The 12476-nt window shown below is 70.1% G+C and carries 13 protein-coding genes and 1 tRNA gene; 7 read left to right on the forward strand and 7 right to left on the reverse strand.

Annotated features, from left to right (window positions below; translation table 11 throughout):
• Nucleotides 1–437, forward strand: a 437-nt coding sequence (locus JNK30_RS11570; protein WP_293482392.1) for a hypothetical protein, incomplete at its 5' end; no start/stop codon positions are given.
• A gap of 72 nt (nt 438–509) precedes the next feature.
• On the opposite strand, the gene JNK30_RS11575 is transcribed toward JNK30_RS11570, so the two are convergent.
• From JNK30_RS11575 to JNK30_RS11585, 3 genes are read right to left on the reverse strand one after another with little or no spacing between them, the layout of a single operon-like run.
• On the reverse strand, nt 510–908 hold the full coding sequence (locus tag JNK30_RS11575) for a Zn-ribbon domain-containing OB-fold protein (protein WP_293482393.1): 399 nt from the start codon (nt 906–908) through the stop codon (nt 510–512).
• 3 nt (nt 909–911) lie between these two features.
• Nucleotides 912–2108: a thiolase domain-containing protein gene (locus JNK30_RS11580; protein ID WP_293482394.1), complete on the reverse strand. Its 1197-nt coding sequence runs from the start codon at nt 2106–2108 to the stop codon at nt 912–914.
• Between the two features lie 17 nt (nt 2109–2125).
• Entirely contained in the window at nt 2126–3610 is a 1485-nt protein-coding gene (locus JNK30_RS11585; protein ID WP_293482395.1) for an AMP-binding protein, read from the reverse strand.
• 180 nt (nt 3611–3790) lie between these two features.
• On the opposite strand from JNK30_RS11585, the gene JNK30_RS11590 reads away from it, so the two are divergent.
• The 3 genes from JNK30_RS11590 to JNK30_RS11600 all read left to right on the forward strand — a co-directional run bounded on the left by JNK30_RS11590 (nt 3791) and on the right by JNK30_RS11600 (nt 5578).
• Nucleotides 3791–3880: transfer RNA gene (locus tag JNK30_RS11590), tRNA-Ser, on the forward strand.
• A 352-nt stretch (nt 3881–4232) separates the two neighbouring features.
• Complete coding sequence (locus JNK30_RS11595) at nt 4233–4868, forward strand: BLUF domain-containing protein (protein ID WP_293482396.1); 636 nt, start codon at nt 4233–4235, stop codon at nt 4866–4868.
• Complete coding sequence (locus JNK30_RS11600) at nt 4865–5578, forward strand: Crp/Fnr family transcriptional regulator (RefSeq protein ID WP_293482397.1); 714 nt, start codon at nt 4865–4867, stop codon at nt 5576–5578. The genes JNK30_RS11595 and JNK30_RS11600 overlap by 4 nt, the downstream gene beginning before the upstream one ends.
• A 34-nt stretch (nt 5579–5612) precedes the next feature.
• Here the strand turns inward: JNK30_RS11600 and JNK30_RS11605 are convergent, their stop codons facing one another.
• From JNK30_RS11605 to JNK30_RS11620, 4 genes are read right to left on the reverse strand one after another with little or no spacing between them, the layout of a single operon-like run.
• Nucleotides 5613–6077 (reverse strand): hypothetical protein, encoded by a 465-nt coding sequence (locus JNK30_RS11605; protein ID WP_293482398.1) that lies wholly within the window; start codon nt 6075–6077, stop codon nt 5613–5615.
• 9 nt (nt 6078–6086) lie between these two features.
• Nucleotides 6087–6653: a response regulator gene (locus JNK30_RS11610; protein WP_293482399.1), complete on the reverse strand. Its 567-nt coding sequence runs from the start codon at nt 6651–6653 to the stop codon at nt 6087–6089.
• A gap of 21 nt (nt 6654–6674) precedes the next feature.
• Nucleotides 6675–7016, reverse strand: coding sequence for a hypothetical protein (locus JNK30_RS11615; protein ID WP_293482400.1), 342 nt, complete (start codon nt 7014–7016; stop codon nt 6675–6677).
• A 2-nt stretch (nt 7017–7018) separates the two neighbouring features.
• A complete protein-coding gene (locus tag JNK30_RS11620; protein ID WP_293482401.1) occupies nt 7019–7405 on the reverse strand; it encodes a response regulator in 387 nt (128 codons plus the stop codon).
• A 340-nt stretch (nt 7406–7745) separates the two neighbouring features.
• Here JNK30_RS11620 and JNK30_RS11625 point away from each other — a divergent pair, with 340 nt between their 5' ends.
• The 3 genes from JNK30_RS11625 to JNK30_RS11635 form a co-directional block, all read left to right on the forward strand.
• Entirely contained in the window at nt 7746–10772 is a 3027-nt protein-coding gene (locus tag JNK30_RS11625; protein ID WP_293482402.1) for a chemotaxis protein CheW, read from the forward strand.
• Complete coding sequence (locus tag JNK30_RS11630; RefSeq protein ID WP_293482403.1) at nt 10769–11248, forward strand: chemotaxis protein CheW; 480 nt, start codon at nt 10769–10771, stop codon at nt 11246–11248. Before JNK30_RS11625 ends, JNK30_RS11630 begins: the two co-directional genes overlap by 4 nt.
• An 83-nt stretch (nt 11249–11331) precedes the next feature.
• A partial coding sequence (locus JNK30_RS11635; RefSeq protein WP_293482404.1) for a PAS domain-containing protein occupies nt 11332–12476 on the forward strand: 1145 nt, incomplete at its 3' end.

Consider the following 12476-nt stretch of genomic DNA (forward strand, 5'->3'; position numbering starts at 1 on the left):
TCACCTGGCAGCCGGGCTGGGTCGCCCTGCACGAGACCGACCCGGCCGAGTTCGTCCGCCGCTGCGAGGCGGCCATGGCGGCCGACGCCTGGGTGAGCTGCGGCAACTACATCGCCTCGCGGCCGTCGCTGCTGGCGCGGGCGACCGACCTGGTCTGGCTGGACTATCCAAAACCTCTGGTGATGGCGCGCGTGGTCCGCCGGTCGTTCGACCGCGCCGCGAGCGGCCGGGAGCTCTGGCCCGGAACCGGCAACCGCGAGGATTTCCGCCGCTGGCTCGACAAGGGCCATCCCATCCGCTGGGCCTGGGACACCTACAGGCGCCGGAAGCGCCAGTACGAGGCCCTGTTCGCCCACGCCCCGCCGGGCCTGCGCCTGCACCGCGTGACCCGCCCCTGGGAGGCCGAGCGCCTGCTGGCCCGGCTGGCGGCCGGATAGAACCCCCTCTCGCTTCGCGAGCTCCCCCTAGGGGGGAGCATCCTGGCCCCGGCGCATAGGGGGCCGCGGCGCTCAGGCCGGGGCGAACACCGGCACGGGCGGGCCGCCTTCGGTGGGCTGGAACTTCACCTTCACGCGCATTCCGATCCGGAGGTCCTCGGGCGCCATGTCGACGAAGTTGGTCATCAGCGACACGCCCTCGTCCAGGGTGACGTAGCCGATGGCGTAGGGGCCGGTGGGCGAGCGGCGCATCACCGAGAAGGTGTAGACCACGCCCGTGCCCGGGCTCTCCTCCCAGACCGTCCGGTCCGAGTGGCAGAAGGGGCAGATCGGGCGCGGATACCAGTGGACCTCGCCGCAGGCCTGGCAGCGCTTGACCAGGAAGCGGCCTTCGCGGGCGGCGTCGAAGAAGGGCTTCGACTCCAGCGAGACGGCCGGGGCGGGGATGTCGCGGGTCATGTGTTCGGCCACGGCTCAGCCCTCCCGTTCCATGATCACGGTCGCAGAGGCGTGCCGCACGCCCAGCGACCCGCCCGTGCCGTGCGCCAGCGCCAGGTCGCAGTTCGGCACCTGCACCTTCGGGTGCGCCTCGCCGCGCAGCTGGCGAACGGTCTCGATCACCTTGGTGATGCCGCCGCGGTTGGTGGGGTGGTTGTTGCAGAGGCCGCCGCCGTCGGTGTTGAACGGCAGCTCGCCGACGCCCGAGATCAGGTTCCCGTCGGCCACGAAACGGCCGCCCTGGCCCTTCTCGCAGAAGCCCAGGTCCTCGAGCGTCATCAGCACGGTGATCGTGAAGCTGTCGTAGATCGAGGCGTACTTCATGTCGGCCGGCGTCACGCCCGCCTCGGCGAAGGCCTTCGGCCCGGTCCACACCGCCGCGCAGGTGGTGAGGTCCAGGTCCTTGCCGCCCATCGGCGCCTTGGGAGCCTCGGCGGCCCCCAGCACCTTCACGCGCGGCCGGTTCAGGCTCTTGGCCACCTCGGGCGACGTGACGATCACGGCGCCGCCGCCGTCGGTGACGACGCAGCAGTCCAGCAGATGGAGGGTGTCGGCGATCATGCGGCTGTTGACCACGTCCTCCACCGTGACGACGTCGCGCAGGAAGGCGTGCTCGTTCCACTGAGCGTGGTGGCTGGCCGCCACCTTGATCCAGGCCAGCTGCTCGGAGGTGGTGCCGTACTCGTACATGTGGCGCATGGCGCACATGCCGTAGGTATTGTGGGTCGAGCCGCCGTAGATGCTCTCGAAGCCCTGCTCGGGGGCGCCGTCGACGAGGCGGCCGTCCTTCGGCGCGCCGCCGCCGGGGATGCCGGGCCGCCCGCCGCCGTTGCGCGGCCGCCCGGCGAGCGTGATCAGCGCCACGTTGACCTTGCCCTCGGCGATGGCCTGGCAGGCGTGGTTGAGGTGCACCAGGTAGGACGACCCGCCGGTTTCGGTGGTGTCCATGTGGCGGGCGTTCTTCAGGCCCATGTAGTCGATCATCGACATGGCGCCGAAGCCCGGCGCGTCGCCGGCGCAGAAGTAGGCGTCGACGTCGTCGAACGAGAGCCCGGCGTCGTCCAGGGCGCCCTTGGCCGACTCCAGGTGCAGCTGCGCCGTCGTCTTGTCGGGGGCGTCGCGCGTCGGATGCTCGAACGCGCCCATCACATAGGCCTTGCCCTTGATGCTCATGCCCCCTCCGTCCTCGTCTATGCGGCTTGCGTCTTGGCCGCGATCCGCGCGTCACGCAACGCGGTGCGGCGCACCTTGCCCGCGTCGTCGCGCACGGGATCGTCGACGAACTCGTACGACCGCGGCTGCTTGTAGGTGACCAGCCGGTCCTTCAGGTGCGCCCGCAGCGCCGCCTCGGTGACGGCGTCGCGAGCGTTGACGATGGCGTGGACCCGCTGGCCCAGGTCGTCGTCGGGCAGCCCGATGACCGCGCAGGACTGCACCGCCGGATGCTCCTCCAGCGCCGCCTCGATCTCGGCGGGATAGACGTTCGAGCCGCCCACGAGGATCATGTCGGTCCGCCGGTCGGCCAGGTAGAGATAGCCCTCGGCGTCGAACCAGCCCAGGTCGCCCAGGCTCTCCCAGCCGTCCTTCAGCACCTTGGGCGTCGCGCCCACGTAGCGGTAGGTCTCGGGCGTTCCCGCGGGCCGGCGCATGTAGATCTCGCCCACCTCGCCCGGCGGCAGCTCGGCGCCGTCCTCGCCGAACACCTTCATCTCGCCGATCGTGACCTTGCCCACCGAGCCCCGGTGGGTGAGCCATTCCGTGCCGGTGATGATGGTGACGGCCTGCGCCTCGGTCCCGGCATAGAGCTCCATCACCTCGCCCGGCGCGATCCAGTGGATGAAGGCCTCCTTCAGCCAGGGCGGGCAGGGCGCGGCCATGTGCCAGAGCGTCTCCACCGACGAGAGGTCGTAGCCGGCGCGCACCGCCTCGGGCAGCCGCCAGATGCGCGTCATCATGGTCGGCACGAGGTAGACCCAGTCCGGGCGGCGCCGCTGGATCTCGGCCAGCGTCTGCTCGGGGTCGAACCGCGGCGTCAGCACCACGTGGCAGCCCAGCGACGTGGCGCTGGTCAGCATGCCGAACGGGGCGTTGTGGTAGAGCGGCGCCGGGATCAGGCAGACGCCGCCGCGCCGGATGCGGAAGCCGCCGACCTCGGGGTCGTCCTTCGCCGCGACCGCCGGCTGTCCCGCCAGGATCAGCTTCGGCCGGCCCGTCGAGCCGCCGCTCGTCGGGGCCTTCAGGATCGGGGCGGTGACGTCGGGCAGGTCGCTGTCGTCGTCGCCCAGCGCCTCAAGCTCGGCCAGGGTCAGCACGGGGCGGTCCAGCTCGTGCTCGAAGTCGGCGATCACCAGCGGCGCGCGCGCCAGCTCCACGATGGCCTGCAGCTCGGCCCGGGGCAGGCGGAACGACACCGGCTGGGGGGTCGCCCCGAGTTTCCAGACCGCGTAGGCCGCCACGGCGAACCCCACGCCGTTGGGCAGCCCGATCGTTACCAGGTCGCCGTACGTCACGCCCTTCGCCGCCAGCGCCCGGGCCAGCCGGTTGGAGCGGCGGTGCAGCTCGGCGTAGGTCAGCGTCTCCTCGCCGCACGTCACCGCGGGGCTGTCACCGCGGGCGGCGGCGTGGCGGGCGAGCTTCGCGCCCAGGGAGATCATCTCGGGCAGGGCTTCGGACATCGGCGGCTCCGCGGCGACGGCGACACTCTCCCGGGTTGGCGCAGCGGCAGGCAAGCCGGCGTTGCGGCCTGAAGCCGGGTTCGCGCCCGCGATGACGCCGCGCTTGCGTGAGCCGGGCCGGATGAGTATCAGTCGCGCCTCGCTCAGCCGGCGGTCTCCGCGACCGCCGTGCAGCCCGTCGGAGAGGTGGCTGAGTGGTTGAAAGCACCGCACTCGAAATGCGGCATACTCGCAAGGGTATCGAGGGTTCGAATCCCTCCCTCTCCGCCACCGCCGCCCGTACCGAGCCGTTGCGCGACGCGTCGGTGGCGCTCTCGGACACCCTTCGTGTTCCGGGCGCCTCCGGCCTCCCGGATAGCTCGTCGAGTACAACGCAGGCGTGCCTTCGGCCTTCGAGACGCGCGGGCGGCGGAATCTCAACTTCTTTGTATTCCGCGCGCGCACAACTCGCATAACACTGGTGTCATACCGTAAGTTCGAGCGGCTTCCGGCCAGCCGGCCGCCGCACGACGCCGCGAATCGGAGATCACGTCGCTTGCACGGAGGAGTTGAGAGGTTTCCTGGGGGCGCGATCACGGGCGAGCAGCTGAGGGCAGCACGGTCGCTCGGCAGAATCGAACAGGTGGAGCTCGCGCGTCTGGCGCGCATCAGCGTCGAGACGATCAAGCGGCTCGAGCGAATCCGGGGCCCGGTGGACGCCAACGCCCGGACGCTGAAGGCGATCGTCGAGGCGTTCGAGGGCCTGGGGATCGGGATGGGCAGCGGCGGCGGGGTCGAGGGGGTCTGGTTCCTGGCCCGTCGGCCTGTGGCGCCGCCACCGCCGCCCAGTGGCGCGCACCGGCTGCTGGTCCACGGCGCGCTGGCGCCCGGTCTGGAGCGGGGCCGAGGCTATCGTGTGCTGACGGCGATGCTGGAGGACGAGGGGCTGTCCGGCATGCTGATCCTGCGCCAGGGCCGGTTCCTTCAGGCGCTGGAAGGCGCCGTGCGCGATGTGAGGCGCGCCTATGCGGCTCTGGCCGAGAGCCCGCTGGTGCGCGAGCTCGAGACCCTGGACGACCGGCCGGTCGCAAAGCGGCTCTTCAGCGGCCGCCGCGCGTGGGAAGCGTCCGATGCGATGTCCCTGGCCGAACTCGGTCTCGACGAGGCGCTCGTCCACGCATTCCACCCCGGCCGGCTCTCGGTCGCGGCCGCGCTCGGCCTCCTTGTCCAGGCGAGCGAGCGCCGGCGGGCGAGGCCGGTGGCCGAAGCCGCTTCGTGACGGCCCGCTCTGCAGGCGGAGAGACGGACCCGCGGCGACTCGATCCGCTGGACTACGGCGTGACGCCCCTGTCCGCGCGGCTGACGCCGGAGGACGCGGCCGATCTCGCCGCCCGGGCGTCGCGCGCCCATTTTCCGGACCGGCAGTCGATCTTCGCCCGTGGCGAGCGCCGCCCGCAGTTCTGCCTGGTCGTCGAGGGGGGCGTCAGGCTCAGCCGCACGAGCCTCTCGGGAAAGCGGGTGTCCGGCGGGCTCCTCGGCCCCGGCCAGCATTTCGGCTACGCGACGGCGGCCCTGGGCCGGGAGCGGATCTACGACGTGATCGCCGTCGGGGAGACCGTGATCGACCGGATCGCGGCCGACGACGTGACCCGGCTGGTCGAGCGTTCGCCGCGGCTCGCGCTCGCCCTGCTCAGGGACACGACGGAGCGCGCGGCCCTGCTGATGCAGCTGCTCGACGACGTCCGCCTGCTCCCGCCGGCCGCGCGCATCGCCCGGCTGCTCGGCGACAGCCTGCGCACGCAGGGGGGCAATCAGCTCATTCGGTGCCTGCACGAGGACATCGCCGCCATCATCGGGGTCTCGAGCATGACCGTGGCCAAGGCGCTGGGCGAACTGGCGGCGCTGGGGCTGGTCGAAACCGCGTACCGATGCGTGCGCCTGCCCGACCCGCCGCGGCTGCGGGCGTGGCTGAGGACCTGGGACGCCTAGGGAAGCGAGCCTGGCCTTCGCCTGTCCCGGGGCCTTATTCGACGACGCCGATCCTCTGCCGCATGGTCAGGAGGCGGTTCAGGATCAGGGCCTGCTCGCCGCGCGGCACGCCGCTGCTGGTGAGCAGCAAAAGGGAATCCAGGTGCAGCTTCAGCGCGTCGGTGTGCCACAGACCGCTGCTCCCGAGGTTGTCGATCATGCAGCTGATGCCCCGCGCCACCTCGCCGATACCCTCCATGCCCGCGGCGCCGGCCACCTCGGCGATGTTGCGCGCGTGCTTGCCGATCGTGCGGCTCTCGGCGAACAGCACGTCTTCGCCCTTGCCGGCGTAGGTCAGCAACGGGGCGAGGTTCTCCTTCACGAACTCGCGGATCTGGTCGCCCATGTCCTCGACGTTCTGGTCCGCGTCGCGGACGAGCTCGTTGGTCGACGCGCCGCCAAGCCCGCTGAGGATCTTGGCGAGCCGATTTTCCACCTCGATGATGCGAACTTCGCCCACTTCGCTCTCCTAGCCAAACAATGCGTCCACCTCGTCCTGAGACATCTCGCGTTCAGGTGAGGCGGTGAGGGCGAGCGCATCGGCTCGCCGTTCTCCCGTCCCCTCGGGGGGCGGGAGCTTCTTGAATCGCCGGTCCGGCCCGCAGTAGCCGTCCGAACTCACGAAGGGTCGGCCGTTACGCGCCAGCCAGACGATCCGGTTCAGCAGCGTCGCCGGCGCGATGGGCGTCTTGACCACCAGGTTCGCCCCGGCGTCGCGCGCGCTCTGCACCTTGCCCACCGGCGTGTGGCTGCTGATCAGGATGACCGGGGTGGTGTAGTTGATCTTGTCGGACTGGGTGCGCAGGTCGCGGGTGAAGGTGATGCCGTCCACCCCCTGCATGTCGGCGTCTATGATCAGCAGGTCGTAGCGCCGCGCGGCGATGGTCTCGGCGCCCTCCTGCGGCGTCCGGCACACCTCGACCTTGCCCACCCGGAAGCCCATCAGCATCTGCGCGATGAGTTCCGCCGACTGGGTGTTGTCGTCGATGACCAGCATCCGCGCGCTGCGGAGATCGAGGCGGGTCTGGGAATGCACGGCGGCGCGCTCCCCGACGTCCTATCGAGAGGCCTCGCCCATCAGGGCGTCGATGGCGGACTGGTCCAGCCCCTGGCCGTGCAGCGCAGGACCGTTGAGGAGGGGATCGCTCCCGCTGCGCAGGTCTCCGTCGATGCAGCCCTCCAGCTTGCTGAGGCGCTGGCCCGCCAGGTCCTGGAAGGCGCAGGCCTCGAGCAGGGCGCAGAGCACCGCTTCCAGCCGGTCGAGGGCGCCGGGCTGTCCCTCGCGCGCCGCCTGAACGTCGCGCAGGCCCTTCTCGGCCCCGGAAAGCAGGCTGTCGGCCGCCAGGCTGATGTCGGCCCGGATCGCCGTCAGCAGCTCGCGGGCGGTTTCGCCGCTCAAGTTCAGAGCTCCCCGAAGACGGCGCCGAGCTTCTGCTTGAGCACCGCAAGGTTGAACGGCTTGATGATGTAGTTGTTGACCCCCGCCTTGCGCGCCGCGATCACGTTCTCGGTCTTGGCTTCCGCCGTCACCATCACGAACGGCACCGATTCCGTGCGCGGATCCGCCCGCACGGCCTGGAGCAGCTCCAGGCCGGTCATGGGCTGCATGTTCCAATCCGACAGGATCAGGCCATAGGGCTTGGAGCGGATGAGCTCCAGCGCGGTGGGGCCGTCAGTCGCGTCATCGATGTTCCGGAAGCCGAGTTGCTCCAGGAGCCCCCGCACGATCCGCACCATGGTCTTGTAGTCGTCGACCACAAGGACGTTCATCGTCTTGTCGACCGCCATATGGAACCCCAGTCGCTGGCCGAACCCCGGCCCGTTCACGATGGGGAAATCGCGGCAGAAACGATAACAATGCGTAACCTGAAGTGTTGCCTTCAGGTGTAAAATTACCCGCGGAGTGCAAACTCAAAGGCTAGACGATTAAAAGCTTGTCCGGCAGGCGGACCAAATTTGTCGAAGAATTTGCAGTTAACTTTGACGGGTAACCTAAACGCGCCAAAGTTGCACAACAGTTCGTGCATCCACCTTAGAAGTTATTGTTGTCATTAGAGACGCGTTAACTCTCGCCGGTCCACATCCCCCCTGAACACACGCCGTCGATTCGAGTGTCTTGGGGGGCCTGTTGGACGACCTGGTCAGCGACTTCATCGCCGAGAGCCGCGAGGGCCTGGAGGCGCTCGACAGCGAACTCGTGCGGTTCGAGCAGAGTCCGAACGATCCCGAGACGCTGGGCGGCATCTTCCGTCTCGTGCACACGATCAAGGGGACGTGCGGCTTCCTGGGCCTCATGCGCCTGCAGACGGTGGCGCACGCCGCCGAGAACGTCCTGGGCGCCTTCCGCGACGGCGATCTTGCCGTCACGCCCGACGCCGTCTCGACCATCCTCGAGGCGGTCGACCTCATCCGCACCCTGATCGACGGCCTCGCCGCCACGGGAGCCGAGCCGGCCGGGGACGACGCCGACCTGATCGCGCGCCTTGAAGCCGTTCTCACGCCGGCCGCCCCGGCGGCCGAGCCGCTCGCGCCTGAACCGGACGCTTCCGTCGAGGCGGCGCCCGAGACGCCCCAGCGACCGCTGATCGAACGCATCGGCAACGATTCCACCCTGGACGCCGCTGTCGAGGGCGCGATCTCCGTGCTCACGGCCGACGAGCGCGTCGCCGTCCACTTCGGCATCGACCAGCGCGACGCGATGCACGCCGCGCTCCGGGACACCCTCGCCACCCATTCGCGGAAGCCCGAGGCCGTCGGCGACTTCCAGGCGGTCTTCGAAAAGGATCCCGCCGCCGCCGAGGTCGTGTTCGACGCCATCGCGCGGGCGCTGCACGAACTGGACGTGGAGGGCGCGGCGATCGACATGCTGCGGCAGCGCGCTCTTCCCGCCGCGGCCGCCGCCGAGCCGCAGGCGTCCGCGCCCGCCGCGGAACCGGAGCCGGCCGCCCTGCCCGAACCCGCGCCCGTGGCCGTGGCCGAGGAAACCCCCGCGGCGATCGATCCCGAGCCTGAAGCGGCGCCCGTGGCGACGCCCCCCGCCGTTGCGGCCCCGGCCACGCCGGCTCAGGCCGGCGCCGCCGCCGTCCCGGCCGCCGCTGTCGCGCCGGATGGCGGCGTGCCGCAGACCATCCGCGTCACCGTCGACGCGCTCGAGCATCTGATGACCGTGGTGAGCGAACTGGTGCTCATCCGCAACCAGCTGATCCAGACCCTGCGGACCCAGCCGGAAAGCCCGTTCGCCGCCCCGCTCAATCGCCTCAACCAGGTGACCAGCGAGCTGCAGGAAGGCGTGATGACCACGCGCATGCAGCCCATCAGCGGCGCCTGGGCCAAGCTGCCGCGGCTGGTGCGCGATCTGGCGCACGACCTGGGCAAGAGCATCGACCTGGCGATGTACGGCCAGGAGACCGAGCTCGACCGGCAGGTCCTGGAGATGATCCGGGACCCGCTCACGCACATGATCCGAAACGCCGCGGACCACGGGCTGGAGCGGCCGGAGGAACGCCGCGCCGCCGGCAAGTCGGAAACCGGCCGCATCACCCTGCAGGCCCGCCACGAAGGCGGCGCCATCCTCATCGAGGTGGCGGACGACGGGCGCGGGCTTCCCGCCGAGCGGATCCGCGCCAAGGCGGTCTCGTCCGGCCTGATCACCGCGGCCCAGGCCGAGCAGCTCAGCGACTCCGATGCGCGGCAGCTCATCTTCCTCCCCGGCTTCTCCACCGCCGCCGAGGTCACGAGCGTGTCCGGCCGCGGGGTCGGCATGGACGTCGTGCGCACCAACATCGAGAAGATCGGCGGCACGATCGAGGTGACGTCGGCCGAGGGCGAGGGCACGCGGTTCCTGATCCGCATCCCGCTCACGCTGACCATCGTCTCGGCGCTGATCGTCGAGTGCTGCGGCGAGCGTTTCGCCCTGCCGCAGTCGTCCGTCGTGGAGCTGGTGAGCGCCAGCGGCGCCAGCGGGCGGGCGGTCGAGTACGTGGACGGCGCGGCCGTCCTGCGCCTCCGCGACCGTCTCCTGCCCCTCGTCTCGCTGCAGCAGCTCCTGCAGCTGGAGCCGTCGGACGAGCCGTCGGCGGAAACCTGCATCGTCGTCGCCAAGGTGGGCGGCTTCACCTTCGGCGTCATCGTCGACCGCGTCTTCGACACCGAGGAGATCGTGGTGAAGCCGGTGGCCACGGTCCTGCGGCATCTCAAGCTCTACTCCGGCGCGACCATCCTCGGCGACGGCTCGGTCATCCTGATCCTCGACCTCAAGGGCGTGTCGGTGGAGGCCGGCGCCTCGCAGGCTTCGGCCAGCCAGGCCGCGGAGATCGAGAGCGCGGATGCGCGTCGCGAGGAGCGGACGGCGATGCTGGTGTTCCGCGCCTCGGACGAGGCGCTGAAGGCGACGCCGCTGTCGCTCGTCTCGCGCATCGAGGAACTTTCGCCGAGCCAGATCGAGAAGGTAGATGGCCGCACGGTCATCCAGTATCGCGGCCGCCTGATGCCCATCGTCGGGACGAATGCGGCGCCTGCCGAGACGTGGGACACCGACGAGGCGCGGCCGCTGCTGGTCTTCGCCCGCGGCGAGCGCGCCGTAGGCCTCCTGGCGCACGAGATCGTCGACATCGTCGAGAGCACCGTGAGGACGGACCTCGAGTCCGTGGGCCAGGCCGCGTCGGGCAGCCTGATCATCGAGGGCGCGGCCACCGAGCTCATCGACGTGGACCACTACTGGCGGCGCGCCCTGAACGAGGGCGACCTCGCCCCCGCCGCTGCGCCGGCCGCGCCTGTGGCTCCGCGCGCCGAAGCGGCGCCGGCCCAGAAGGCGCCGGCGGGCGCGCGCCGGCTGCTCGTCATCGACGGCAGCGCCTTCGCCCAGCTCCTGCTGGCCCCGCTGCTGGGCCAGGCGGGCTACGAGGTGAAGGTCGCGTCGGATCCGGAAGCCGCCATGGCGCTGTACGACGCCGGCGAGACCTTCCAGCTGATCATGGCCGACACATCCAACCCCGCGGAAGCCCGCGCCTTCGCCGGAGCCTTCGCGCGCGCCGAGGCGTGGCACCGGACGCCGCTGCTCAGCCTGTCGCTCGAGAACGGCCTGCAGACCAAGCAGCGCGCCAGCCTGCTCGACGCCGTCTCCGAAGCCCTTGGTGAACTGAAAGGCGCCGCATGAATCCGTCGACCGACGCCAGTCATTCCAACGCGACCGAACCTGAAGGGCTCGTCTCGATCCGGGTCGGCGAGCAGACGTTCGGCGTTCCCGTCCTGAAGGTGCAGGACGTGATCGCCCAGACCGCGATCAACCGCGTGCCGATGGGCCCGCCCGAGGTCGCGGGTTCGCTCAACCTGCGCGGCCGCATCGTCACGGCGATCGACATGCGCCGCCGTCTCCGGATGGCCGATCGCGCCCCCGGCGACAGCTTCATGAGCGTGATCGTCGAGCGGACGGGCGAACTCTACGCCCTGATCGTCGACGACGTGGGCGACGTGCTCTGGCTGGCGCCCACCGAGCACGAACCCACGCCGGTCACGCTGTCGGCTCACTGGCGCTCGGTCTGCTCCGGCCTCTACCGGCTGGAGGGCGAGCTGCTGCTGGTGGTCGACGTCGACCAGCTCCTGAATCTCGGGTCGGTCGCCCATGCGGCCTGACCCCTGCACCCGGCGACCCCGCCTCGTTCCCCGTCCCAACCCGCGCCAATACCGCCTGACGGCGGCCTAGAAGGAAGATGACCATGTCCCGATCTGCGGCAGCCCGCGCGATCACCCCCGACGAGCCCGAGTTCGACCTGCCGGCGGCCATCCGCACGGCCGTCGACGGCGCCACCTCCGCGGTGATGATGATCGACCTCGATTTCAACATCACCTACGTGAACCAGGCCACGCGCGACCTGATCGTCAACAACGCCGCGGCCTTCCGCGCGGCGTATCCGACGCTGGACGTGAACAACATCATCGGCGCCAACATCGACGGGTTCCACAAGAACCCGGCGCATCAGCGCCGGCTCCTGGCCCAGCCGCTGGCCGCGCCGCACAAGGCCGAGATCACGATCGGCGAGCTGCGCTTCGCCCTGAACATCAGCTCGGTGATCGACGAGTCCGGCGCGTACGTGGGCAACGTGCTGGAGTGGGCCAACGTCACCGAGCAGCGCCGCGCCAGCGGGATGCTTTCGGCCATCGACAAGTCGCAGGCCGTCATCGAATTCAACCTCGACGGCACGATCCTGAACGCCAACGAGAACTTCCTGAACGCCCTCGGCTACTCGATGTCCGAGATCCAGGGGCAGCATCACCGGATGTTCGTCGATCCGGCGGAGGCCAGCGCCCCGGCCTACCGCGCGTTCTGGGAGAAGCTGGGCCGCGGCGAGTTCGACGCGGCCGTCTACAAGCGCATCGCCAAGGGCGGCCGCGAGATCTGGATCCAGGCCAGCTACAACCCGGTGCTGGACGGTAACGGCAAGCCCTTCCGCGTGGTGAAGTACGCCACCGACATCACCGAACAGCGGATGCAGACGGCCGACTTCGAGGGCCAGATCGACGCCATCAGCAAGGCGATGGCCGTGATCGAGTTCAGCCTCGAGGGCAAGATCCAGAACGCCAACCCCAACTTCCTCGCCACGGTGGGCTACTCGATCGACGAGATCCGGGGCCAGCACCACAGCATGTTCGTCAGCCCCGACGAGCGCCAGACGTCCGAGTATCGCGGAATGTGGGACCGCCTGGCGCACGGTGAGCTGGTCAGCGGCAAGTACCAGCGCTTCGGCAAGGGCGGGAAGGAGATCTGGCTGCAGGCCAGCTACAACCCGATCTTCGACCTCAACGGCCGCCCCTACAAGGTCGTGAAGTACGCCACCGACATCACCGAGATCACCGAGCAGCG

Origin of the sequence: Phenylobacterium sp. (assembly GCF_016793225.1) — a bacterium.
GTDB lineage: Bacteria > Pseudomonadota > Alphaproteobacteria > Caulobacterales > Caulobacteraceae > Phenylobacterium.